Raw genomic sequence first — 25,470 nt, forward strand, 5'->3', positions numbered from 1 at the left:
CTTTTTTGTTCACTTTCAACGTCCTACCGTACATGGTAGGGCGTTTTTTCTTGTTCTCTTTTCTATTTCTTCATATTTTCTTATTTGGTTTTGTATAATTCATAATTGCTTTCCGTCTTTTTTCTAAAGCTGAACTTCCCCATTTTGCTTAACATCCGCAAAATTTGCTCGACACCTGCTTCTTGGGAAAATGATGTGGAAACGCGATAGGCCGACGTTTTGGCATCCAGACAAACAATCTGAACGCCATATCGACGCTCCAACTCCCGAGCCACTGAGCCTAAAGGTTCATCATCAAAGATCAGTTCTCCCTTTGTCCATTGCTGGAGATCTGTGCCAGCCACCGTACCTTGTTCTACCGTCCCGGTTTCATGGTTATATTTAAGCCTTAAGCCTGCGGTAAGGATTCCGAGTTTTTGCTTCGCGTTATCATTCATCTTGTAAACGGAGACTTTACCGGTTGCCACTTCAACTTTTATGTCTTCCTTTTCGAAAGCTGATATCTTAAAGGATGTGCCCAGCACCTGTGTGCTGATGTCACCGGTGTGGATAATGAAAGGTTTATCGGGATCGGATGTTACCTGAAAGAAGGCCTCACCTTCTAATTTGACTTCCCGTGTAGCTCCTTTGAAGTTTTGAGGGTAGATCACGCTACTGCCCCCCGCGAGGAATACTTCCGAACTATCGGGTAAAAAGTAGCTAACGGGAGTTCCCTGAAGATTGGTCTTTTCAATGAGCGAAACTTCGGCCTGTATCGACCGGTTGTTTGCCTGCCATTGCCAAAGTGCTAAGGTCGATATAAGTACAATTCCTGCCCACATGGCAGCGTAACGAAGTATCGGTAGCCTGTCTTTTTTAGGCTTCTCTCCTTTGGAATGGATCTGTACACGCACTTTCTCTTTCCAAAGGGCATGGGTGTTTTTAGTGTTGTTACTTTCTTGTAGGGGTTCATCCCATTCTTCTAAGCAAAGTTCAAGGAAAAATTCCCGTGCTTCGTCTGCATGCAAGAGTTCCTGCGCCGACTTTTTTTCCTCGAGGTTACATAAACCATTAAAATACTTGATGAGTAACACCTTTTCTGCGTCTCGCATTCTCTTTTATCTTTTTTAAGATCTCAATTCTTTTACCCAAATATTCTATCCTTCTATTTATAGAGTCGCAAATAGAGTCCTGTGACTACCAATCGGAAGTGATTTATTTTTCAAACAAAATGAATTTATCTTCTAAGAATCTGATACTCAGAATAAAAATGAATAATTTATGTTTGAAAGGGATTGCTGCTGGTCTTGATCAGTAAAGAAACAGTGAAAAAAGCAGTACTGTGGAGACTGTCGCGTCACCGTATTGCATACGCAGGTACTCTAACGCTGCATTCATATGGTTTTTCACGGTATTAGGGGAGAGGTTCATTTCAATGGCTATATCAGCGTAACTCATATCCTCCTCCCTACTTAGTCGGAACACCTTCTGCCGTTGGGGACTAAGGCGTGCAAGCCTTTCCTCATAGGTCTTTAGGGCCTCCTTGACGCCGATCTGCTGGTCTGCCGTTCCGTCAGCCACTAACTTATCTCCGGACAGCGTATTTATGTCGATCGTTTCTGGTGTAGCTTTACGAAGGAAACTAATAGCCCTGTTGTGCATGGCGCGGAAGAGGTATGGAGAAAGTTGACCCTCGAGAGTTATCTCATTCCTTCGTATCCAAAGATTGAGCAAAATATCCGTGACAAGTTCTTCTACAGCATATTCGTCCTTAATATAACGAAGTCCCATGCGATGCAACTTGCCAACAAAGCGGTCGAATAACTGATTGTATGCCCTCATGTCGTCCTTTTGGCAACATGCGAACAGTTCGTTATCTGATGCTTTACTATAATTCACCTTGATCAATCTATTATCCAAAAATGCTAAAGATTCGTGTGTTTATTGTGATTGAAATATTATGCTTATGTTAATTGCTTTCGATCATTTACGTGATATTAATTTTATTGGCAGGTCCATTGATTTTGGTCTTTCAAGATATCCATAGCGCAAAGTTTGTATTCATTATGAATACTTGAGTTTTACAAAACCAAAGGTTTCAGGTTGTTGTTCTATTTGCGGAATGAATGACCCTTCACAGTTGAAGAAGGGGTGAACAAACGCATGCTAACATAATAGATTTACCAGCGCTTTGGTATACAAAACAGTAATGATGCAGACAGCTTTTTTATCGCGAACGATATCTTTTCTTGTGCTAAGCACGTTCTGCGCTTGCACCAACGTGTCCAAGATCAAGGAGCCGCAACCAAATATGCCTGATACATGGTACCGAAATGCCGTCATTTATAATCTCGAAGTGAGCACCTTTAAGGACAGTGACAACGATGGTATGGGAGATTTTAACGGTCTGCGGAACAAATTGGGATATCTGGCAGATACTTTGGGTATTGACGTTATCTGGTTGGCTCCGTTCCAGCCAAGTCCACAAAGAGATGACGGCTACGATATCGTTGACCACTTTGCTATCGATCCACGCTTGGGATCAATGGCTGAGTTTGCGGGCTTTATTGCGGAGGCCAAACGTAGGGGACTGCGTGTGATCATGGACGCTGTACTAAACCATACTTCGATAGAGCATCCATGGTATCAAGCAGCGCGCTCAGATAGTACGTCAATGTATCACACCTGGTATGTGTGGTCTGACACAAAACCGAAGGATTGGGACAAAGGAATGGTGTTTCCTGGTGTCCAAAACGCAACCTGGACATACGACGAAGTCGCCGCAAAGTACTACTTCCATCGGTTTTACGACTTCCAGCCAGATCTTAACTATGAGAATCCAGCTGTTCAACGCAAGGCACTCGAAATACTGAACCATTGGCTGGCTGCAGGGCTTGATGGTTTCAGATTAGATGCCGTTCCGTTCATTATTGACATACCCCGGACAGGAAGCGAAAATCCAGAACACCTCTTTTCTGTGTTAACGGCTATCCGAAAAACGGTCGAGGAGACTAATCCCCAGACGTTATTATTGGGCGAAGCAAATGTATCTGCGACAGAAAACATCGATTATTTTGGTGAGGACGGGGAGCGACTAAACATGATGTTTAACTTTTTTGCCAATCAAAAGCTGTTTTTTTCGCTAGCAGAACAAGATCCAGAACCGCTTAGCAAGGCACTCGAAGAATTCAAGGAAAAACCTGCGCTCTGTCAGTGGGCATTCTTCTTACGAAACCATGACGAGATTGACCTAGCTCGGCTTACGAAACGGCAGCGACAAAGGGTTTATGATCGGTTCGGGCCCGAAACAAATATGCAGTTATACGAACGCGGTATTAGACGACGGCTCGCGCCTATGATTGACAACCCCAGGTTGATTAGAATGGCATACAGCCTTTTATTCTCTCTTCCAGGCACGCCTGTCTTACGGTATGGCGAAGAAATCGGGATGGGCGACGACCTGACCTTACAGGAGCGACTAGCTGTAAGGACGCCCATGCAGTGGGACAGTAGCCGACATGGAGGGTTTACGCAGGCTGATGAACCCTTCCGGAATGTGATAAACTCGGGGGAATACGCGTACGAACACATTAATGTCGAACGCCAATACACGGATTCGACCTCTTTATTATACTTTATTAGAACGTTGGTCAAAGCGAGAAAGTCGCACCCCGAAATCGGGAGAGGAAATTGGGACATCATACCGACCTCCTCAAACAGTATTTTTGCGATACGTTATTATGATGAAGATAAGCAATTAATAACCGTTCATAATTTCAGTGAGACCAGCGAACAGTTTACCTTTGACAAATCCATAACGGATGGATTTCATATCGATACAGTTTTACATAATGAACAGCCAAATCCAAATTTGGAGGACAACGAACTGGAGGGCTACGGATTTAAATGGTTGCAGCTCGTATCAAATCGGGAATAGCGAACCTTGGTCAATCGTAAACCGCTTCGACTGGATGCTCCCATTCGGCTCCACCACATGCTCGGCATGCATTGTCGTTCGACCATGACGGATCGTCCGCTACAAGACCACAAGCCGTACAGGTTCGTTTCGCCCTATCAAATCTCATGTTTTCCCTGAACTCATAGTCCCAAGCGGGAATCAAACATAATCCTGGTTTATAACTGCGGTCTTCTAGTAAACTGAAGGACCCGTTGGCTTCAAAGTACATTCTTTTTACGTTGCCGAGGTTTTGCAATCCGGCAAAACGCAATTGTGCAAATAACCGTTCCCTACTTATCCGGGCCTGTTTCATGGTGTCGAGCTTTAGCACGCCGTCTTCTACAAGAACACTGACCCGGCCTTGAGTTTTGGCTTCGAATTCTTGATCCGCAGCTGATTTACGAGCTGCCCACCGTTGGAACGAGACAATGATAAACGAGATTAATATTGCCGGTAACAAGCCCCGCGAGGCATCTTGAAGGGGAACTCCGATGGCGGCAGCTAACGAGACCATTGCTGCTAATTCATTGCGACTCAGCTGTGACGACATCCGTTTACCCATCATCCGCATCGACAGCATCAGAATGAGGTAAATGACTGCTGTTCGGAATACGACTTCTAATAGAAACGTGATCGGCGTTGTCCCGAATAGAATACGCTGGATGTCGTCTATGTGTATTTGATATGCTTCCATGTTATCTGTTATCTCATTGCCACTATCCAATAGTCGTTTTCACAATGTCCACATTTGTCCTCGGGAAGTCGGTCAGCCTCTACTGTCTTTCCACATACGGTGCAAACAAATATATTTCTTGCGGGTTCCAAACCCGAAATAGCCGTGTTCTTATCTTGCTCCAAAATAATGGGAAGTCCAAATCCGGGCTCTTTGAACTTGAAGATGCTCATAAGTCCGCTTGCCTCCAGATAAAGCCGGTTAACTTCTCCAAGGTTATAAATACCGACATTCCGCAAAGCAGCAAATATTTGCTGATGAGATATTCTAGATTTTCGAAGGGCATCGATTTGCAGCACTCCTTCTTTTATCAATATGCTTTCCTCGCCGTGTAGAGCGCGTTCCCAAGTTCTACTCCTAACCCCTAGAAGGTTTATTCCCCGCTGGAAGGCTAGCGCACAAAAAAGAACGACAATGCCCGTCACGACTCCCTTATCAGGTATTTGAATCGGGGCGGCAATAATGGCGCCCAACGTTATCATAACAGCCATCTCAGAGATCGTAAGCTGCCCTGCCATCCTTTTGCCCAGCCCGCGAATTATTAATTGCAAGACGAGAAATATGACTACCGTTCTGATAATCACCTCCAGTAAAAACTCCGTAGGTGCCTCGCCGATGAAGATTCTATGCCAATCCATAATGTTCAATTTCCCAATGCCACGGGATACCTGTTGAACGCTCATCTGCTTAAAAAAGTTCCGTACTTTCTACCTCTTTTTTCTAAGGTAGTCGAACACATTGACCAGGTACTTTTACATTCAATCGGAACCGTCATTAAGCTCCTCCTTAAATCTCAATAGCACTATATAGCTTTATCTCTCACGAGATAAAGCCGGGATTTGACGAACGAATTTCTGAGCATTAATATCTCACCTTTAAAGCGATATCGTTAACATCCATTTCGTCGGTATCTTTTAAGAATAACACACGACCATTTTTAGCCATGACCTCCCATGCAATCGTACTGGTGATATCTTCAACGCTCCCATCGTGTGTTGGGTCGTCAATCAAGGTAAAGGTCCGCTCGTCATCCATCATCACTGCTTGTGCAAAATGCTCGCGTACTACCAGCAGATCACCTCGTCCATCAACTGCAGCTTGATAAATCTCTTGTAAATCCGTAATCAGTAAACCTTTTCCAACCGCCTCTTGAATTTCCTTGATGTCTGATTGCCGCACTTGCTTTTGCCTCTCCCTAACAAGCTCCCAAGATTGCTTTACAACCTGATGGGTTGCTGTATTATTGTAATCGATAGGTGCATAACCTAAATAAATGTCTTCTTGATCAGCTACCTGAAGTAATCGACTATAGTTATCCTCAGTACAAATTACAACGCATGGTAGACCGGTGTCCTGATAAACACGTACTGCAGCCTTGTCAACCTTATTAAGAAACTCCCGGACCATATTATCCACTTGCTTAGGGTCACTTTGCTGTGCTGCGTTTATCAAATAATGAGGATTCTCCGCGAACGGAAAGTCCGCGTTTTCGATCTCAGCGATAATTGTATCATTAACAGCTTCATATAATTGAACTCCACTTTGTGACAGTAACATTACAAGGTACTCGTAACTCCGTGTATAAGATTTTATCAATGACCGCGTAGCAAAATGGTCTGCTATGACTACCCCTTCGTTGGAAACTGGCCAAATAGATCGAACAACTTCTTTCGTTTGATTTGATACAAAAAGATGCAAACTTTCCAGGTTAAAGTTTTCATCAATCTCGGATTCAACCTCTTCTAGATTTGCTAATAATTCGGTAGCAGGACGTTTGCCGAATTCGTCTTCGACCCGTTTCCGAGCTTCTGTAATGTAGTTCTTCAATTTAACACGATCATTCTGATTATCAGGATGCGTACGGTGTGTATTAAGAGAAATGGTTACACAAGGCGCTCCTGATTCGGCAGCAATTTTTTCTAACTGTTTTCTGATAGCCATATTTTAAAATTTTGGAAGTTTATCTACCGTCCGCAGCCAAGCCCGAAAGAAATTGGCATCTGAAATTATTCTCCTCTTCATACAGAAACTATTTGGGAAAACGTAAACAGATGTTTTCGACTTCGTTCTTATAAATTTTTAGAACCGCGGTTGATATACTTATATAACGACTATGCTAACAGATTGTTTGCAGTTATCACGTTGCGGACCGTAGATCTGTTTGCGATTTGCAAACAAGAAACAAGAACGATGTCTTTCATGAAAGATGAACATCGTTATCGAATTGTATTCTTCTCGACCTGCCGGTCAGATTGCGATTTATCTTCTGACATGCCGGATTTCCAGTAGGAATATGCATACAGCTCTTTTTGTTGCCACTTTTTTTCCACTCGCAGGTACGAACGTATTTGTTTTACGCTGGAAAACTCGGCGGCTACGTATCCGAACTTTGTGGTTTCGGGGATAGCTATGCTCCTTACGAAGTCGGCGAGCTCGCTGCCATTTTGTGGGGAGGCATTATGCAGCCAGATGAATTCGATATCGGCGTCTGTGGGTAGCAGCTGTTCGTCGTCTTTACCGTGCACTTCAATGATGCACACGCCTTTCTTATCTGCAGGCAACGTTTCGAGGATAGCGCTAAGCACTGGTATTGCCGTAGCATCACCAACCAACAAATACCAATCAGCTGGAGGATATAGCTCTCTGGGCTCCGTACGCATCATAACCCCCAACTGATCGCCGGCCTGTGCATGCAATGCCCATTTCGAGGCAGGCCCCGTTTCGCCATGGTTGACAAAATCGACAACCAGTTCCTGTTTGGCTACATCAATTCCCCGATGCGTATACGTTCTGACAGCAGGTGCGACCGCCTTTGGTGGGTGGTTCCATTCACGTTTTTCCGCATTAAAGGTAGGAAAATGAACTTGTTTTACACCGCCTGGTGGGATAAGTAGCTTGTTATTGTCTCCGACAGTTGTGCGTTTGAACTGTTCAACGCCTTTCCCTTGGAGATAGACACGGATAAAGTGGGGGGTTATCATTTCTTTTTTAGTGACGGACACGATTATTTGTCCAGCTGCCAGTTTTGCCATATCGCCTTCATTTTTTATTATTATATGCATTTGCTATGATACGGCAGCTTTGGAAATTCCAAGGCTGCCGTTTGAATTTATTAAAGTGCTTTGGCTACCTCGTCAATCATCACATTTATCGACGCTATTCCACCGCCTGACAGATACCATGCTTCGGGATCAAGGTAAATGATCTTTCCGTTTTTATAGGCATTAGTCTGTTGGATCAGCTTATTCTCGACTTCCCGTTTATCCAAGGGTGTGTCGCCAACGGCTGCGCTGCGGTCGACAATAAACAGAATGTCGGGATTGGTTTGCAGGATGAATTCATTTGACGCGGTGGTGCCATGGAGATGGGTGTCCAGTCCTTTTGAGGCTTCTTTGACACCCAGTATATCATGTATCATACCGAAACGGGAACCGCTGCCATACGCACTAAACCGCCCTTTATTATGGAGTACCACCAACGCCTTCGCTTCCGACCTGCTGGCTTTTTCCTTTACCGCACTTGCCTTTGCTTTGATATCGGCCAGTGCGCTATCAAATTCAGCTTGTTTATCGAAAATTTCACCAAGGTTGCTAAGATTCTTTTCAAGTGCTCCTAACTGATCCTTCGTATCCCATACGGGGATGATGGTAGGTGCTATCACGGACATGTCGGTATACGAATCCTGAAGACGGCCTCCTAGAATGATCAGGTCGGGGCTCAGTTCATTTATCTTCTCCATGTTAACTTCCACGAGATTGCCCACATCGGCAATCGCAGCATCGTCCCGGTACTTGCTCAAGTATTTTGGCAATCCGGATTTAGGGATTCCTACTATTTTGGCGCCGATCAGATCCAGGTTCTCCAGCGCGCTGTAATCCAATGCGACCACCCGTTGAGGGTTGACCGGCACTTCCACCGTATCGAGCGTATGAGCGATGGTAACCTTGCTCTGCGCCGCTTCCTTGCTGCTTTCGCCATTGCTGCTGTTACAGGCAGTAAAGGTAACCATAACCGCCGATGCGAATAATAAAACTGATTTTTTCATTTTTTACAATATTTAATTTTATTAGTGATTGAAATAGTTACAAACTTTCTTGGAACCGGACTCGGAAATGACAAAGTCGATATCAAATACATCCTTCAATATGTTCTCGTCAATGATCTTCTCTGTCCGGTCATGGTATTTGATCCCGCCGTCCTTTAATGCGATGATATAGTCGGAATAGTGGGACGCAAAATTTATATCATGCAGCACCATGATGATCGTTTTGCCGAGCTCATCGGCCAATCTCCGCAGGATCTTCATAATCTGTACCGAATGCTTCATGTCCAGATTATTCAACGGTTCGTCCAGCAAGATATATTCAGTATCCTGAGCGACCACCATGGCCAGATAGGCCCGTTGCTTTTGTCCGCCGCTCAGTTCATCGATAAAGGCATCCGCTATGTTTTCTAGGTCAAGGAAACGGATGGCATTCGCAATAATTTCATGATCCTCAGCGTTCAGCCTGTTTTCCGAGTATGGGAACCTCCCGAAAGAGACCAGCTCCCGAACGGTAAGTTTCATTCCTATATGGTTGAATTGCTTGAGGACGGACAGGTGCCGTGCAAGGACCCTGTTCTTGTAATCTGTCAGAGACTTCCCGTTGACCAGTACATGGCCGTTATCCTGTTGCAGCAACCGACTGATAATGGAAAGCAGGGTGCTTTTTCCAGCTCCGTTGCTGCCTACCAGTGAGGTAACCTTACCTTTCGGAAATTGTAGTGAAATATCATCAAGGACGACCCTGTTGTTATATTTTTTGGATATATGTTTTACTTCAATCATATCTTTTTGACCTTTAATAACAGATAGATAAAATATCCCCCGCCCACAAAATTGATGATGGTACTAACGGGGGTAGAAAAGTTAAATGCCCGTTCCATCAGAAACTGTCCCCCCACGACGGATATTACCGAAACCAGACAGCATGCAAGGATCATGAGGCGATGGCTGTGGGTCCGTATCAGCTCGTAAGTGAGATTGGCGACCAGCAGACCAAGAAATGTGATCGGACCAACCAGCGCAGTTGAGACGGCTACCAGAATGGCGATCATAATCAGGAATAGCCGTATCATGTTGTTGTAGTTCAATCCCAGGCTGATGGCCTGCTCCCGGCCCAAAGCGAGTACATCCAAGTATTTGGCCATGTAGAAGCCGATTGAGATAACCAGCAACAGGATGAAAGCTGTGTACGGTAACAGGTACTGATTGATCTTGTTAAAGGAGGCAAACATTTTACCCTGGATAATGAAAAAATCATTGGGGTCGATCAATAGTTGCATGAAAGCACTGAGCGTATTGAACAATATCCCTAAAACCAGTCCGATCAGTAGTAATAGATACATATTGCTCCTGCCCTTTTTGTATATCAGTATATAGATGAGGAACGCAAAACCGATCATACAGGCGATGGACAGCATAAAATTGCCGAAACTATTCAGCACACGGAATGTCTGGTCTCCATATACAAAAACCAATATGGTCTGCAGGAGCATATAGACGGATTCAAACCCCATAATGGAAGGTGTTAGGATTCTGTTGCTGGTCAGCGTGTGAAACGCCACGGTAGAATAGGCTACGCAACAGGACGTAATGACCATTGCCACGATCTTTATCGACCGGAGGCGCAGGGCGAACTGCCAGCTGCTCCCCAGGTTGTACAACAGAAACGATGCGATAGCCACCAAGGCTAATATCGTAAGCAGACCTATTATTCGCTGATTCCTTTTCATCTTCTGGATAATAAAAGTGTCAGAAAAACAGCACCACCGATGATGCCTACCGTTAAACCGATCGGAACTTCAAAAGGATAAATCAGCAGCCGCCCGATAATATCACACACAATCAGGAACGTAGCGCCCGCCAACGCCACAAGGGGCAGTGTTTTCTTAACGTTATCCCCATAAACCAAGCTTACGACATTGGGGACCACCAATCCCAGGAAGGCGATGGCCCCTGCCGTGATGATTATCGTGCTGACCGTAAGCGATACGCAGAAAAGACCGATGTTCATTACCGTCCGGTAGTTCAGGCCGAGGTTGGAGGCAAAGTCTTTCCCCATGCCTACCAACGTGAATTTATTTGCGTATATGTAGGTCAGGAAAACTGCGGGAAGACATATATAGATCAATTCATAGCGGCCTTGTAGAACTCCCGAGAAATCACCCATCATCCAAGCATTCATATCCTGCACAATGTTGAGGTTGATTGCAAAAAAACTGGATACAGCGTTCAGTATGCCTCCGAAGATTAAGCCTACTAGCGGTATAAAGATGACATTCCGAAAACGTATCCTTTCCACCATCCTTAAAAAGAGGAGACTTGCGGCAAACGTAAAACAGAACGCGAAAAGGGCCTTGATCATCATGCTCGACGATGGTAAAAAAGCCATAGCGGCTAAGAGCCCCATTTTCGCGGCCTCAAGCGTTCCTGCCGTTGTAGGCGAAACAAATTTATTCTGCGTCACCTGCTGCATGACCAGTCCAGAGACACTCAATCCAATGCCAGCCAGTACAAGCGACAGGGTCCGGGGGATACGGCTCACAAATATTAGTGATATCTTTTCCCTATCCCATTGGACAATATCGCCCACAGTAAGGTCGGCAACTCCCACAAACAGCGAAATGCCGGATAAAAACAGGAGCAGTATGGTGAGTAAAATAATTTTCATTTATAGCGTGTTGAAATTATGTCATGTCTTTCCGTAATGCATGCTTTCTTGTTCATTTTTTATATGTCCCGGGATATTGCACAAATGTAGCCGCGGCAATAGACGATGCATTTTTAACCGATAAGCCTTTTTTAGCGACTGCGGTTTCCGGATTGATAACGTAAAATCTGGGATCCTCGGTAGAGGTTATAACGCCGATATAGAGTTTCCCAGCAAAGACATACGGCCAGCCTACACTAAGATCAGGAATATCTGATTTTGCCGGTATACCGGATATCCAGGAGAGTTTCTTCTCGGACATATCCACTATGGCGAACTGGGAAGCCGCATTACTAATATCGACAGCTTTATCCGGCTCTATTTTTTCATTATAAAACTCCAATAAGAATTTATCCTCTACTATAGGCCAGACCCTACGGAAGCGATAGCCTCCAGAGGCCTCCTCCAGATCCCAGTAATAATCTTTGTCAAAACCGGAAGCGCCTTTTCGGATAACCAATGCTCCGGCTTTTTTGCTCCCCCGATTGTTCCCGGAAAATACAAATACATCGCCATCAGTTGCAGATTCAATCTGCGAATAGCGTGCAGACCTGTAGAAACCACCGGAAACGGTAAGGCGGGTATCCGAATATACGATCTCCGTAACTAGGCTATTGGCATTGATCCGCGCAACAATAACATTGTCTACATCATCGGAAGGAAAGTCAAGACCTGTATAAAACGACCCGTTTCCGGCATCTGCTATTCCTAACAGGGCCGCATTTTTGCCTTCGAAGCCAGGAAATTCATTGACCTTGAAAAATTTATGACTGGGATCGCCTGCGGACATCGGAATCCTGTTTATGGTCGCCAATGTGGGGTCCGAAGACCGGCCTCCGCTCATCAATGAATAAGCGATATCGCCCACGACACCGGCTGTAATGAACCCGTTCTGAATTTCAAACTGCGCTCCAAGTTTTTCTGGCCTGCCTTCTGCATTGATGGTAAAACGCTGACCTAAATGCGCGTCGCCCCGGCCATAGTTTATGGCCGTAAAGCCTTGATAGCCGTTTTGCATATAGTTTGAAAATATTCCTGAATACTCAAGTCCATTTCCGATCGTCGTTATTGAAGCATTCTCGTCGTCTAATGCCTCGGCGGTGAGCAGGTAGGTTGAATTGTCTACCGTTGCCGCGACTAAGAACTGTCCCTCCAAATTTTCTTCCGGGTTTGGGTTCGGCTCGGGTACTTCAGGATTATTCTTGCTACAGCCTATGATAGCGATTGCTGCCAATGCTAATGTCCAGGATTTGCTTATCAGTTGTGTTTTCATGTTTCGAGATTATAGTTATGTTATTTTATATTTAAATTGTTATCGTTTGATAAAGAAATATCTCAGTTTCAGCGCGAAACGTCTTCCGGGCTTTTGAAGGCTAAAATTATCGTATAGCATTGCGTTTTCCAGGTTTCTGGCTTCCAATGAGACATTGTACCTGCCATTTTTCATAATATATGTAGCGGAAAAATCACTGTACATTTGTTTCGCTATAAAATCTTTGGTGTCGCGATCGCCGTAGGCTATAGCGTTTCTGTAAATGCGGTCCACGAAATTGAACGTATAGTTCAGGTTGAGGGTGTTCCCCTTCCCCATGAGATTGTGTAGGTAGTACGATGCGTCCACATTCCAGAAAAAGCACGGCAGATTGGGCATACGGTAGTTATAGTTGCCGTTTACCAGGTTGCTGCTGAGATCTGTATATTTTGCTTTGTCCCGAATATCCATATAGGTCAGGGTTGCTCCGACGGTAGCGACGTTTTTATAATAGATCCTGGTCTCTACATCTGTTCCCAAACGCGTAACCCGCCCATGGTTAGCTCGTCTGTATACGGATATTCCGTTCAGGTCGTCGCCGATTCTGTCCAATGCGGTCTGTATAAAATCATATGTATCCCGGTAGTATCCGGACCAATCTACATAGAGCGTATAGGCAGGGTTCAGCTCTTTATTCAACGTGAATCCGATGTTGTAGTTGTTCGACTGCTCAGGTCTCAATGTGATATTACCAACCTCCAGTATTTCATCCCCAAAAAGCTCGCGGTCGTTCGGCAGACGGTAGGCTTTTTCAGCGGAGGCCTTGAGTTGCACATCTTTAAAAAAATAGGTGGTGGCTATACCGTAGCCCGTTTTCTGTGAATTTTCGTTCTTGCGATAGGTAAGCCCCTCGTCGGTCTGCGGCCCAGATGCATCAATACGGTAGTGTTTTGCAAATAGATTGGTATTCCATCTTCGCTTATAGGAGAAGCGGTATTCGAGTCCAAGTATATTCTGGAAGCTGCTGCGGCTCATGCTGTCGGCCGCTGTCGGCAGTCCGGGATACAAGCGTTGCGCGATGTCGGCTAAATCTGGCTTTCGCGTGTAGTTGGTCGCGACGTTGTTTATCGCGATGGAATGACTATGATTGATGCGGTAGCCAATGTTGGCTGTAGCAGATTCGTTCCTGTTCGTAAACTCAGTAACACCATAGCCAGCTTCCCCATAGGACACGCCGGTGCCCCGCAGGCCGCCGATAGGCACCCTTTCTCCCGTCCAGCTGTATTTGTAAGAGGTGGTGTCCACCGTGCCGCCTTTTTGGTAATTAAAATTACCATTGACCCGTACACTGAGTCCTTCGATAAGCAGATCGCGTTTATCGTAAACAAACGAGGGCAATATGGACTTGCTATGTGCGGTGCGTTCACCGAATGCGTATTTCATTTCGGACCCATGTTGTATATCCTTTTTTTCCTGTCCAAGTGTTAGTCCGAAAAGCATCCGGTCTGCCCACTTTTTGCCTACGATCCCTACCCGGGCCATGACCGTCTCGTTTCTATACGTGTCGTGGAACCGTCTAAACCAAGCAGAATCTGTAGACCAGCCTGCATTCTGGGACCAGCCATCATCAGTATTCCCTTCCTCGGCAAAAATCCGATAGACTGTCTTGACCTTATAGTCATTGTCCGAGTAGTTCTGAAACGCATTTAATTGCAAAGATACTCCCGACTTGAAGGTGTGGTTTAAACTGATGTTGCTTTTGTGCGTATTAAAAGATCCGATGGAATATGAAGCATCCAGTGTCGTATTCCTTGTTCGGTTGGTCACGATATTGATCACGCCTCCCAGAGCGTCCGCTCCGAACTCAATGGGTACTACCCCTTTATACACTTCTATGCGCTCGGCCATATTCACCGGGATATTGTTCAGTTGAAAAGCAGACCCCATGCCCTGCATCGGAACCCCGTCCATAAACACATGGATATTACGTCCGGTAAATCCATTGAGCGTGATGTTCATGTCTGACCCGATACCACCGCTTTCACGGATTTTTACCCCCGAAGCTTTATCGAGAAGCCCCGCCAGATCCAAAGTAGAGTTATAGTGCGACTTAGCGTCGAGCGCTACCACATTAAAAGGGGTTTCTTTCACCTCCAATACGCCAGACTTACCCACCACGCTCACTTCATCGAGTACACTTACGCGTTGTCTGAGGGTAGCAACGTGCGCCGTGTTTTTTCCGGCTGTAATGGCTATACTTGACTCATACGTGTCATAGCCCATTACCGAAATGGTTAGCCGATATTGCCCCTGTGGTAAAGACCTGATATAAAATTCCCCTTCGGTATCGGCATGTGTGTTATATTCTTTTTTGTCGAAGTGCAGGGATGCGTTCTGAATTCGCTCTCCTTTGTCGTTGCGGATGATCCCAGATAGGGAGCCGGACGACGGGGTCTGGGCATTTAATCGAATGGACCAAAGGACAAGGATAACAAGCGGTAGCAGACTGAGGTAGCTTTTTTGCATCGTAGTTCTAGGATAAATTAGTTCAGGCTTTTAAAGTCAATATGAAGATTGTACGGTAACAATGGCGTGAAGATTTCCCACGACAAACGACGTAAACTGAAGGATTGCCTGTACTCCAGGTATTACCGCTTTCCCCATGGCATTTGACAGGATGATTACAAATTGCAACGCTCATAGCTTCTTATTAAGATTAATTATAAATAACTTTGGCTGCAAAGATAGTCCGGGCATGAACTTTCGGACGATGAAAAGAGGAGTAATTTCGATGAAAAAAGGTTGAGAGGAGAATCATATGGAGGTATCAGTACAAAGCTTATCACCAAGCGGTATTAACGTGATCAACGGGTTTGCAGAGGAGGCAGATTATCTGGATGTCATTGAGATTGACAGGGTCAACATTGCGGACGGCGTAGTGGACCGGAATAAAATTCTGTCGTTGTCAGATATCTGCATAACGCACCTGAACATTGATGCCCAGCAGCCAATAGATTTTGCGATACAGACAGATAAGCCGGCTATTGTAATGAACTTCTCCATTTCTTCAGAATCGGTCTATAAGTTTGAAGATATTAGCGCCCCTATCAGCCTCAACGGAAACCAGCAAAACATTGTTTATTACCCGGAGACGGCGTATAAAAACTGTTGGTCGGCCGGAGCAAACCAGGAAAAAATATCCATTATGTTACCCCCTGCGTACGTTGAAAAATATATCCCACGGGAAATGCTTTTTTCCACGTTTATAAAGAATATGGAAAAAGACAGGACGGCGCTTCTTTGTGATGCAGCCCTTCCCATAACGCCCAGGATGTACGTGTTGTTGAGAGAGATTTTGGATAATAAGCATCGCAGTGGGTTCAAGCGGATGCACATCGAATCGAAGATCATTGAATTACTGATGCTCCAACTGGAACAATTCGAAGTTTTCCATAATGGAAATATGCGCACTGAAGTGGATAAAAGAACCTATAAAAAAATGCAGGACGCCAAAAATATCATTGAGGATAGCTTATCGAGTCCCTGTTCCCTCATTGATCTGGCAAATCGGGTCGGCACCAATGAATACCACCTTAAGAAAGCATTTAAGAAAGTGTATGGAACAACGGTCTACGGCTATCTGACCGAAATGCGCATGCACGAAGCAAAGCGGTTATTATTGACAGGGGACTTGAACGTAAGTGAAGTAGCACTGATGATGGGGTATAACGATTCTACCAATTTCACAGCGGCTTTTAAGAAATACTATGGCTTTACCCCCGGAAAAGTAAAGCCATAGACCAGGTTCTTTCCAAGGTCATCTTAGGCGATGCGATGTCGAAGTAGTGAACTGTAGAGCGATCTGGAGGAAGATACTTTTCATAATTTATTAATTTAGTATTTGGGTCGGCGTACGTTGTCAGTATATTCGGATATCTTGCAGCAAAAGTTTAGTCGGACAACGCCCGCGCCGTCCGACCAAACAGTAACAATATCTACGTTACGTTTGTTGCTTGTCCTGTGCGTAAGCCTCAGGAATCGGCGGTCCTAATACAGGTTCTTCTCCGTAAGGCACCGCATGCGAGAAAGTGAACTCGCTCTTGCCGTCAATAGAAGCACCCTGAGCCCACCGCGCCATAGGCGGTTCCGGTCTGTTGACGTTGGTCGAGAAAAAAGTATAGGCAAATTCACTCTTTTCTTGATCCTGAGGAAATGTATTCGGAATGGGGTGCACGCCTGTTGGCCCGCCTAGTTCCTCAAGGACGGCCAGCCATTGGTTCTGGTGCATGGTATCCCGCGCAATCAAGAAAGCGAGCATGTCCTTCATCCCTGGATCATCAGTAGACTCCCAAAGCCGCGTCGCGAGTGTCCGACCTGTAGATTCTGCCATCACGTTAGCGTACATATCGGCTGCTAGATTTCCGCTACCGACCACCCATGAACCGTTAAAAGGCACACCGTTTGCATCCGTGGCCATAGCAGCCAGTCCTGCCGAAAGATAGTGGCGCGGATCCATTCCTCCCATAATCTGTTCGACTACTGGGTTTTCAGACACGACACGATCGATTATATCACCCTTCGCGCCCTCTAGATTCAAGGCTACGGCCGTACACAACATCTCGATGTGCGAAATTTCCTCCGTACCTGTTTCCAACAGCATATCGCGATATTTGGAGGGGCCGCGATTTCCCCAGGCTTGAAATAGATACTGCAAACATACGCGTATCTCACCTTCTATCCCGCCGATAGCCTGTTGGAGTAGACGAGCAAACTGCGGATTGGGTTTATCAACCCGCACCTTGTACTGTAATTTTGGTTCATGATAAAACATAGCAATTTAATTTAGTTATACGTTTAATTATCAACTAATGAACTTCCCATGATCTAAAGAGTTCACGTATTACTACCCTATTTGAAGTTTTTTCACCTAGCGCCGAGCTTAGGCCGGTCTGAACATAATAAAGGTCTCTTAAGAAATCCGTGGAAACGAAATTAATTAGCCGGGAAAAACATCGAACCAAACACAACGAAATTGCCTTGGATGAACAATCTGTTGTACCTGCTTTTGGGAATGGACGGGATGTCTGTTAGGGTTGCACCGTTTTAATGATGTTCTTTAATGTCCTGCTTTCTAATGTATAATTCTTCAGTAGCTACCATCACAATCACCAATATTGGTGTCGCCAATATCACTCCCCATGCGCCAAGCCATATACCTGCGAAAACTTGGGAGATAATAATCAATGCCGGCGGTGTTTTTATGAGTTCTTGCTGAACTAACGGCGTAATAAAATTACTTTCTATGAGCTGTACCAGACCGTACAATAGAATTACCCACAGTGCTGTTATGGGCGACTGTGACAGTGCAACCAGGGCTGCGGGTATAAGCGATATAACGGGACCAAAGTTTGGGATGAAACTTAGAAGCCCGGCAATTAATGCCAAGATAAGCCACAAATCTATACCCAGTGATAATAGACCGATGCTCGTCAGTATAAATACCACAAACATCGAGAACAGCATACCTTTTAGCCAAGACCTAAGATTTCCGGCGATAAGGTTGATAATGCGACGGCCCTCGTCTCGCGCTCGAGCGGGTAATAACTTTACCATGCCTTTTTTGTAAACGTCTGGAGTCGCGGTAAAAAAGACGCCAATAAATAGTACAACGTATATATCGCCGAAAAAACCCAATGTACTGTTGAAGAAGCCGGAAAGCATCGGCGTGGCTTTTTGTAGCATTTCTGATGACTGGATCTGCTGATAGACAGATTTCAACGTCTCGTTCTGTTGTATATATTTTTTAGCATCAGCAACCAAATCAGGAACTTGTTTTGAAAACTGCATAGCTTCATTTGCTACACGGCTTCCGATCAAAAATGATATCCCAAACAAGAAAGCAATCGTTATAAGCACAGAAGCGACAAGAGACCATTTCGCCGTCATTTTGGTCGTACGGCCGATCAGCCCAGCAAAACCATGAAAATAGATAGACATAATGGCTCCTGCAAGGATAAATAGAAATACATTTATGGCCTTCCAGCAGAGCAATAGCACTACTACGACCGATGCCGTAACTCCGACAATTGTCCAAATCGTATTTAACGAAATGGTTTTTGCGTCTGACGGTTTTTGTTTATTTTCCACTAGTTTTAGCTGCTACGTTGATACTTTCTTCTACATCAACAACGAGCACGCTGAATAGTTTTAAAGTCCCCTTCCGGAAAACGCGCTCTTCGATTTTATGCAGGTCCAAAAGAAAATCGATCAATAGATCTTCCTAGGTGAAAATGATTTTATTACCTTAGTGAACTAAAAATTTCGGAATGAAAAACTATTTATTATCAGCAATTTTACTATTATTATCAACGATAACCTACAGCCAAACTGACAAAAAGGAAAAAATAAAAATTGCTTTATTAGGAAGCATGCATTTTACCCCGTCAACCCAAGACTCATACAGTAACAACGAACTTAAGCTAACTCCGCAGAAGCAGAGAGAAGTGGAAGAGGTCGTTTCAAAATTGGCTGACTTCAATCCCGATCAAATTTGCATTGAATTGTCTGTTGACAAACAAGAGAGCATTGATAAGCAATATCAAAAGTACCTCGCCGGTAAGTACGATCTTGAGTTAAACGAAATAGATTTGTTAGGTTTTCAGGCTGCCAAAATTTTAAATCTGCCGCGATTAACCTGTATCAATTACAAAGGAAAGTTTGATGCGCGGGAAGCTCAGGAAGCGGCTCAACGATACGATCAGGAGACCGTGTTAAAAAGTATGGATTTATACGCTCAAAAATTAGTAGACGAGATGAATGAAAAAGAAGGGGAACTGCCTCTGATAGATCATCTAATATACTTGAACGACCAAAGCACTTTAAATAAAAATTTGCAATACTACACAAAATATTATGTAAATATTGGTAAAGGAAATCACTACGAAGGAACTGATTTGGTTTCGGAATGGTATAAGACAAACCTTCGTATATATACAAATATTTTGAGAGCAGTGCAACCAACAGACAAAGCTATATTGGTTATCTTTGGGCAAGGGCATATACCAATACTTAAACATCTTATTGAATCGAATAGCGATTTTGAGATTGTCGAAGTAAAAGAACTATTTCATCAATAAACTACAAAAACTAATTCGTTCTTACCTGGGTTGTACCCGCCGAGGATTCTATCAATTTCAGGCAGGGAGAAAACGGAATCAGTAAAAATATGACTAAAATTATCCGGTGCCAAAACCATAGATCCCCTCGAAGCGTTCCTTTTATAAAAGTAAAGCTATGAGAAAAGTCATTCCCACCAACGCGCACGCCTTTATAGACTATGGGGCGGCAGTAATTTTATTGGCAGGTCCATGGATCTTGGCGTTTCAAGATATCCAGAGTGCAAAGTTTGTATTTATTGCGAGCGGCGCGCTCGTCGTTATGCTGAGCCTCTTTACTCGGTATGAGGGAGGCGTGATCCGTGTCATCCCGATGAAGTTTCATTTATCTATGGACGTCATATTAGGCCTGTTTCTTTTATTATCTCCGTGGATATTTGGATTTAATGATCGCACTTGGCTGTGGCATGTCCTTATGGGGACCATGAGTGTGCTCTCGGGTATATTTACAGTACCGAAGGTTCCACAATATCTATCATTGAAAGGGCATTAGGACCAGCCACTCCCCTCCTATTGGGAGGGGAGACAACTTCGAAATTATAAAATACTTAAGCTTTGCAAAAACAAAGGCTTCAGGTTATTGTTCTATTCGCGGAAGGAATAAGCTTTCCCGCAATTAAAGAAGATGCTATGAAAGACCCAGATAAAAATGCTCCCGGACGCGACGAGGATCAAAACCAGGAAGACAATGAACGAAGAGAGCAAGAAGAAAAAATAGATGAACAACTTGAGCAAACTTTTCCGGCCAGCGACCCGCCTTCTTACTCTCAACCCCAGAATGATACCGAAAACGACGATTAGCGCGAAAGCAATATGCTAGGTCTTGTTTTCCTGGTATGCAGACGTTATTTCGTTTTCGCAATACCCCTTTAAACGATAAAGGAACATCGCCCAGTTATAGCTGCACCACCTATAGTAGTCCGTCAGTTCTCTCCAATTATAATGTCTGAGGACGACGGTTGTGACATTATTTTTTTCTGAAAGGTCAAAAGAAATTCCTGTCCCTACCCATTCCTCATCAGATGCTATACACTCCCAAACGACTTTATCGTTTTCTTGCAATTCAATTATTTTCATTTTTGTGAGGTACCCTTCGTTAAAATCAAACTCATTTATGAAACCAGTCTCCGGTTTTACTTTCAATTTATTCGTCCATACATGTCCTAAGCCTTCTTCTGTGGTGAGTGCTTCATATACTAACGTGGCGGGGGCTTTGATGTAGTTAATTTGTTCTATTCGTTCCATTTATCTGATATTTTTATGCGTTGATTTTGTCTGTCGGCTTAGTATTTGTCAACCGTTTTTACGATACCGCTAACGGCTCACATGCTTAGCCTCTAGCGACCTCTGTTTTGGTATTGGTTCAAAGCTATAACATAGAAAAAGGAAAACCCTTGTCTTATGACAACTAATCAATACTACGACTAAATATTTGGTTCACCGGGCGGACAGGTGCTTATCTACCTGAATCGCTATTAACTTAGGCAAATAATTAGGGGTACAATTTTTAGCAACTACTTCGTCTTTATATAACCCAGTACGTTCTCCGAGGGCAATGCATCGCGAACGGTATTTTTCTTCAAAAATTCCGATTTGAGCCGCGGTGAAATTCATTGCCCATTGGACTTCCGGCAGTTCTTTTTCAATGCTTGTTTCGATTTTAGAAAGCAATTCTTCCGTGTTTGGTGGGGGCGTTTGCCCAACCCAACGTAAACGGGCTTGATAGTACCAAAAAACTCGCCTTTGTAGGACAGACTGGCTGTTTCCCCAAGTCTCCATTAATGAGATCGTCCTTTTGTCTTTGGAAAGTTGATTTGCCATTAACCAGTCAATTAATTGAAGTTTTTCATCGTCATTATGTTGTCTAATGTCGTTATCTAAATTGTCGATGAGTTCTTGGGAAAGTTGCTTTTTGTCCATAATCAAAATGGCAAGCTGTCGGGGTAAAAATTGACCTGTCGACCAAAGTTCTAAAGCCACTTCGTGGTCCTTCTTGATCTCCCCCGCAATTTTTCGTAGGTCTCCCAGCTTAGTTTCGCTATTGATCTGAGCCAGTATGTTTTCTGCTTTGGAAGAGCGCTTCATATCAATCTTTGTTTTTCGTGATAAATCAACCTTCCTCCTGCTTCTTCCAGTTTGTTGTCCTCGTCAAAATAGAACACTTTTCCGCTATTTTTTTTATCGATCTGCTCTTCGATACCTTCACGGTATTCCCATGCCACTGGAAGGTAGGAATTTTTCTTGTCTGTAGTTTTGTTAGCCATCACATCTAAATTTCAGCCAATATGTCTATGCAAAGTTACAGAAAAAAGTATGCCATTAAATTTGGGCTATTGGTACGGTTTTCTAAAGTTCTGTTACATGGACCTTGTCATTCAGGATATCGTAATACCTAAATACAAGATTTCCATTCTTAAAATGAAGCTGCGAAATACTCAGTGTCATTAAGTCGTCCTCACCCTTCATTATAATATCGTGTGAGGTATCGAGCCCGTGTTTCCTGCTGTGAAACGCCAAGATGTTCCGCCCGTCTACGTCTTTAAATTTCGCGATCCACTCTTTAAATACTGCCGTGCGCTGTAATTGAATTTCGGAACTGTACAACGTAGCCGAAGACCAAATTTGGCTTTTGCAAATGTCCAGCCGCCTTAGATGCTTGCTCGTACCATCCCACCTAAACTCTGTGAATTCGGACCTAATCCCTGGCAGGTGAATAAGACTAATCATGGTAAATGGCTCTACGTCATTCAGATAGACTACGTTTGAGAACTCATGTATGCTTTTGTGTTTAAAACTCTCTAGAAGGACCAGGCCCCGGCTCCGCGTATAGCTTTTCTGCTTCGCATGGTTGTGGAACGCTCCATTTAAAAGGCAGGCGGTGCGACCATTATAATCGGCAGCAATCCAAGTTCCTCCTGCTATTTCATCTTTCGGATAAATGAGATCAATGCCATCAACCTGATATTGCGTTGGAGGTATAGTGGCTCTGCTGGCTTTCTCATCTCTACTTGATGTGAAATAAAACCCGTCTAGGGTTGGTATGTAAGTTACTGTGCACATCTCTTCAAATGACGTATGGTTGATGGAGCATAACCAAAATTCTCCGCTATTAAAGTCGTTAAATTCATTTCAGTGATAGCAACCTTGATAAGGGCCTGGTGGTGTATGCTATGTTCAAGGTTATAGACTAACTCTCTATAGAAAGTGGTCTGGATGGATAAGGGCGCCTCATCGTCGGAAGTGGAATAATCCGCCACATAGGTTATGGGAAAATCTTGCTTTACCTTAGACAAGGTATTTACTAATCCATTGATAGTTTCCGAAGCGAAATCAATATCAGTTTCCAACTTTAAGTTCCGTTGGCGTTCATCGTAGTTTACCTCTTTCCGATGTTCGGCATGAAGCAAGCATTGATAGAATTCAATGATATGGCGTACGTGCTGACCAATAGACGCCTGTGTTAGGATCTTTAGTTTTGTGCTGTACTGAGCCGGTGATAACTTACTGAGCAGACCGTTTATTTCTAAAAGATTGTTAGTGATGTAGTACGTCATATTTACTTTGTTAACTTTTTAAACTAGAATATCATGCCCCTTATCTCCAGACGAAAGTTGCGATGGAATGTGAGTGTGTCTTTTTATATAATTCTTGTATGCTTACTATATAGTATCAACCGGGGCATGAAAAAGTTTTAATAATTTTGCATTTGCCGCGTTAACTTCGAAAAGGATTATTTTTTACTACAAAATACTTCGACATGATGCAGAAAAAGCTTTGATTTCTGTCCAGCCTGTATTTAAATGCCATTTCATAAAAAACAGGGGGATTTTATTGTGAAAAACTTATGATAAATAATATTTTTGCGAGGATTTGACTAAATCCTGCAGGATAAGTGATGGGTTTAATAAAATTTAGCGTATTAATTGGATAATGAAATACTATGCTTCGAGATAAAGACCTGAAAGTAACCAGCAGAAATTTATTTAAACACATTACCAAGGAAAAAAGCGACGTTGGAAATATTTATATTTATGCATTGTTCGCAGGATTGGTACAGCTAAGTATTCCACTGGGCATACAGGCCATCGTAAACTATGCCATGGGAGCAACTATGGTGACGTCTCTTTATTTATTGATCGCCTTTGTCGTAATCGGCACCTGGTTAACGGGATATTTTCGGCTTAAGGTTATGCAAATAATTGAAAAGATTGAGCAAAAGATCTTTGTAGAATATTCTATTGCCTTTGCGGAAAAACTGCCCAAAGTTAACCTTCAAAACATCAAAAAATATTTTTTACCCGAATTAGTTAACCGCTTTTTTGACACGCAGAATCTCCAAAAAGCGGTCTCGAAAATCCTATTGGATATTCCAACAGCGCTTATTCAAATTGTTTTGGGGCTAATACTATTGGCTTTTTACCACCCGTGGTTTTTGGTTTTTGGGGCATTAGTAATCATTATTGTTATTATTATCTTTAGACAGACTATGCATTCGGGTATCCAGTCAAGCCTCGAAGAGAGTGAAAGCAAATATGAGGTTGCTTCTTGGTTAGAAGATATTGCTGGAGCGGTGAAGACATTTAAGATAAATTCTGGAACAGACTTACATTTGGGAGGAACAGACCAACGTGTAGGCGACTATCTTGAAAACCGCACGTCGCATTTTAAAGTTTTAATATTGCAATATAAAGCAATTATTGGGTTTAAAGTCATTATTACTTTCTTCTTGTTGTCCATTGGCACGTATTTATTGGTTACACAACAACTCAATATAGGTGCTTTTATCGCGACAGAAATAGTTCTGCTGACGATAATGGCCGCCGTAGAAAAGCTGATTATAAACCTAGAGAGTTATTACGATGTCGTTACGTCATTGACCAAATTGGATAAAGTCTTGAATCTTGACGAAGAGCCTAACGCTCAATTAGCACCGTCTCACAAAAATGGGCAGGGTATGCAAATCGATCTTGTGGACGTCAATTTTTCATTTGTCGATAACAAGCCGATTCTGAAGGAAATTACCACCCAAATTGCAAGTAATAGTATGACGGTAATATCAGGCTATCTCGGGGCAGGAAAAACAATTCTGCTTAACCTCATTGCTGGATTTTATGAACCGACCTCGGGCAACATTCTTTTTGACAAGGTGGCCATACGCAATATGGACAAGACTGTCTTACGCGAACAGATTGGCGTTTACCTCGAAGACATGCCATTGATTAAAGCTACAGTATTTGAAAACATCCAACTGGGGCGGGCGGATGTGAAGCCGGCGGACGTATTGAAACTGACGGAAAAACTCGGTATAGAAAATTTCTCTAGTCGATTTACCAAAGATCTCAATACAAAAATAAGGGAGACGGATACAGAAGTATCTTTTAGTACAAAAAAGAAAATTCTGTTATTACGAGCTCTCCTTGGGTCAAACAGGCTGCTTATTTTGGAAGATCCGATTGAAGGAATGGATCAAGATTTCTCAGAAAAATTAGTGGATTACCTACGCCAAATAAAGAAACACACCACAGTCGTTATCGTTTCGGAAAATGAAAAATTGATCCACGAGGCTGATCAGCATCTTATGCTTGAATATGGAAAAATTGTAACCTATCGATAGATAATCT

The 25,470-nt window shown here is 43.5% G+C and carries 25 protein-coding genes; 6 read left to right on the plus strand and 19 right to left on the minus strand.

Going from position 1 to position 25,470, the window contains the following annotated elements; genetic code table 11:
• Positions 1-80 precede the first annotated feature (80 nt).
• The gene (locus C5745_RS07670) at positions 81-1,091 is read right to left on the minus strand and encodes a FecR family protein (RefSeq protein ID WP_105716411.1); all 1,011 of its coding nucleotides are present in this window, start codon (positions 1,089-1,091) and stop codon (positions 81-83) included.
• Between the two features lie 199 nt (positions 1,092-1,290).
• On the minus strand, positions 1,291-1,878 hold the full coding sequence (locus C5745_RS07675) for an RNA polymerase sigma-70 factor (RefSeq protein WP_133166319.1): 588 nt from the start codon (positions 1,876-1,878) through the stop codon (positions 1,291-1,293).
• Between the two features lie 310 nt (positions 1,879-2,188).
• On the opposite strand from C5745_RS07675, the gene C5745_RS07680 reads away from it, so the two are divergent.
• A complete protein-coding gene (locus C5745_RS07680; RefSeq protein WP_105716413.1) occupies positions 2,189-3,916 on the plus strand; it encodes an alpha-amylase family protein in 1,728 nt (575 codons plus the stop codon).
• 10 nt (positions 3,917-3,926) lie between these two features.
• Here the strand turns inward: C5745_RS07680 and C5745_RS07685 are convergent, their stop codons facing one another.
• The 10 genes from C5745_RS07685 to C5745_RS07730 form a co-directional block, all read right to left on the minus strand.
• The gene (locus tag C5745_RS07685; RefSeq protein ID WP_133166320.1) at positions 3,927-4,631 is read right to left on the minus strand and encodes a DUF421 domain-containing protein; all 705 of its coding nucleotides are present in this window, start codon (positions 4,629-4,631) and stop codon (positions 3,927-3,929) included.
• Positions 4,632-4,639: 8 nt separating this feature from the next.
• On the minus strand, positions 4,640-5,353 hold the full coding sequence (locus C5745_RS07690) for a DUF421 domain-containing protein (RefSeq protein ID WP_105716415.1): 714 nt from the start codon (positions 5,351-5,353) through the stop codon (positions 4,640-4,642).
• Positions 5,354-5,531: 178 nt separating this feature from the next.
• Positions 5,532-6,611 (minus strand): baeRF3 domain-containing protein, encoded by a 1,080-nt coding sequence (locus C5745_RS07695; RefSeq protein ID WP_105716416.1) that lies wholly within the window; start codon positions 6,609-6,611, stop codon positions 5,532-5,534.
• A gap of 275 nt (positions 6,612-6,886) precedes the next feature.
• Positions 6,887-7,702: a siderophore-interacting protein gene (locus C5745_RS07700; RefSeq protein WP_105716625.1), complete on the minus strand. Its 816-nt coding sequence runs from the start codon at positions 7,700-7,702 to the stop codon at positions 6,887-6,889.
• Between the two features lie 80 nt (positions 7,703-7,782).
• Positions 7,783-8,715, minus strand: coding sequence for a siderophore ABC transporter substrate-binding protein (locus tag C5745_RS07705; protein ID WP_105716417.1), 933 nt, complete (start codon positions 8,713-8,715; stop codon positions 7,783-7,785).
• 21 nt (positions 8,716-8,736) lie between these two features.
• On the minus strand, positions 8,737-9,498 hold the full coding sequence (locus C5745_RS07710) for an iron ABC transporter ATP-binding protein (RefSeq protein ID WP_105716418.1): 762 nt from the start codon (positions 9,496-9,498) through the stop codon (positions 8,737-8,739).
• A complete protein-coding gene (locus C5745_RS07715) occupies positions 9,495-10,445 on the minus strand; it encodes an iron chelate uptake ABC transporter family permease subunit (protein WP_105716419.1) in 951 nt (316 codons plus the stop codon). Before C5745_RS07715 ends, C5745_RS07710 begins: the two co-directional genes overlap by 4 nt.
• Positions 10,442-11,383, minus strand: coding sequence for an ABC transporter permease (locus C5745_RS07720; RefSeq protein WP_105716420.1), 942 nt, complete (start codon positions 11,381-11,383; stop codon positions 10,442-10,444). The genes C5745_RS07715 and C5745_RS07720 overlap by 4 nt, the downstream gene beginning before the upstream one ends.
• 52 nt (positions 11,384-11,435) lie before the next feature.
• Positions 11,436-12,695, minus strand: a complete 1,260-nt coding sequence (locus tag C5745_RS07725; protein ID WP_105716421.1) for a DUF4374 domain-containing protein — start codon at positions 12,693-12,695, stop codon at positions 11,436-11,438.
• A gap of 39 nt (positions 12,696-12,734) precedes the next feature.
• Positions 12,735-15,200, minus strand: a complete 2,466-nt coding sequence (locus C5745_RS07730; protein WP_105716422.1) for a TonB-dependent receptor — start codon at positions 15,198-15,200, stop codon at positions 12,735-12,737.
• A gap of 292 nt (positions 15,201-15,492) precedes the next feature.
• Between C5745_RS07730 and C5745_RS07735 the strand changes: the two genes are divergently transcribed.
• On the plus strand, positions 15,493-16,473 hold the full coding sequence (locus C5745_RS07735) for an AraC family transcriptional regulator (RefSeq protein ID WP_105716423.1): 981 nt from the start codon (positions 15,493-15,495) through the stop codon (positions 16,471-16,473).
• Positions 16,474-16,674: 201 nt separating this feature from the next.
• On the opposite strand, the gene C5745_RS07740 is transcribed toward C5745_RS07735, so the two are convergent.
• Positions 16,675-17,505, minus strand: coding sequence for a manganese catalase family protein (locus C5745_RS07740; RefSeq protein ID WP_105716424.1), 831 nt, complete (start codon positions 17,503-17,505; stop codon positions 16,675-16,677).
• A 272-nt stretch (positions 17,506-17,777) separates the two neighbouring features.
• Positions 17,778-18,821 carry an AI-2E family transporter gene (locus tag C5745_RS07745; RefSeq protein ID WP_105716425.1) on the minus strand — a complete coding sequence of 348 codons (1,044 nt, stop codon included), beginning with the start codon at positions 18,819-18,821 and terminating at the stop codon, positions 17,778-17,780.
• A 179-nt stretch (positions 18,822-19,000) separates the two neighbouring features.
• On the opposite strand from C5745_RS07745, the gene C5745_RS07750 reads away from it, so the two are divergent.
• From C5745_RS07750 to C5745_RS07760, 3 genes are all read left to right on the plus strand, one after another.
• A complete protein-coding gene (locus C5745_RS07750; protein WP_105716426.1) occupies positions 19,001-19,810 on the plus strand; it encodes a DUF5694 domain-containing protein in 810 nt (269 codons plus the stop codon).
• A 157-nt stretch (positions 19,811-19,967) separates the two neighbouring features.
• Positions 19,968-20,342 (plus strand): SPW repeat domain-containing protein, encoded by a 375-nt coding sequence (locus tag C5745_RS07755; RefSeq protein ID WP_105716427.1) that lies wholly within the window; start codon positions 19,968-19,970, stop codon positions 20,340-20,342.
• 62 nt (positions 20,343-20,404) lie between these two features.
• Positions 20,405-20,650, plus strand: a complete 246-nt coding sequence (locus C5745_RS07760; RefSeq protein WP_105716428.1) for a hypothetical protein — start codon at positions 20,405-20,407, stop codon at positions 20,648-20,650.
• Positions 20,651-20,665: 15 nt separating this feature from the next.
• On the opposite strand, the gene C5745_RS07765 is transcribed toward C5745_RS07760, so the two are convergent.
• From C5745_RS07765 to C5745_RS07785, 5 genes are all read right to left on the minus strand, one after another.
• Positions 20,666-21,094: an SRPBCC family protein gene (locus C5745_RS07765; protein WP_105716429.1), complete on the minus strand. Its 429-nt coding sequence runs from the start codon at positions 21,092-21,094 to the stop codon at positions 20,666-20,668.
• A 192-nt stretch (positions 21,095-21,286) separates the two neighbouring features.
• A complete protein-coding gene (locus C5745_RS07770) occupies positions 21,287-21,934 on the minus strand; it encodes a DNA alkylation repair protein (RefSeq protein ID WP_105716430.1) in 648 nt (215 codons plus the stop codon).
• Complete coding sequence (locus C5745_RS07775; protein WP_105716431.1) at positions 21,931-22,113, minus strand: hypothetical protein; 183 nt, start codon at positions 22,111-22,113, stop codon at positions 21,931-21,933. Before C5745_RS07775 ends, C5745_RS07770 begins: the two co-directional genes overlap by 4 nt.
• 82 nt (positions 22,114-22,195) lie before the next feature.
• Positions 22,196-22,909 carry an NRDE family protein gene (locus C5745_RS07780; RefSeq protein WP_105716432.1) on the minus strand — a complete coding sequence of 238 codons (714 nt, stop codon included), beginning with the start codon at positions 22,907-22,909 and terminating at the stop codon, positions 22,196-22,198.
• On the minus strand, positions 22,897-23,403 hold the full coding sequence (locus C5745_RS07785; protein WP_105716433.1) for a DinB family protein: 507 nt from the start codon (positions 23,401-23,403) through the stop codon (positions 22,897-22,899). Before C5745_RS07785 ends, C5745_RS07780 begins: the two co-directional genes overlap by 13 nt.
• Positions 23,404-23,789: 386 nt before the next feature.
• Here C5745_RS07785 and C5745_RS07790 point away from each other — a divergent pair, with 386 nt between their 5' ends.
• Entirely contained in the window at positions 23,790-25,463 is a 1,674-nt protein-coding gene (locus tag C5745_RS07790) for a peptidase domain-containing ABC transporter (RefSeq protein WP_105716434.1), read from the plus strand.
• Positions 25,464-25,470: the final 7 nt, after the last annotated feature.

The sequence above is a fragment of the Sphingobacterium haloxyli genome, assembly GCF_002980525.1.
GTDB classification, from domain to species: Bacteria; Bacteroidota; Bacteroidia; order Sphingobacteriales; family Sphingobacteriaceae; genus Sphingobacterium; species Sphingobacterium haloxyli.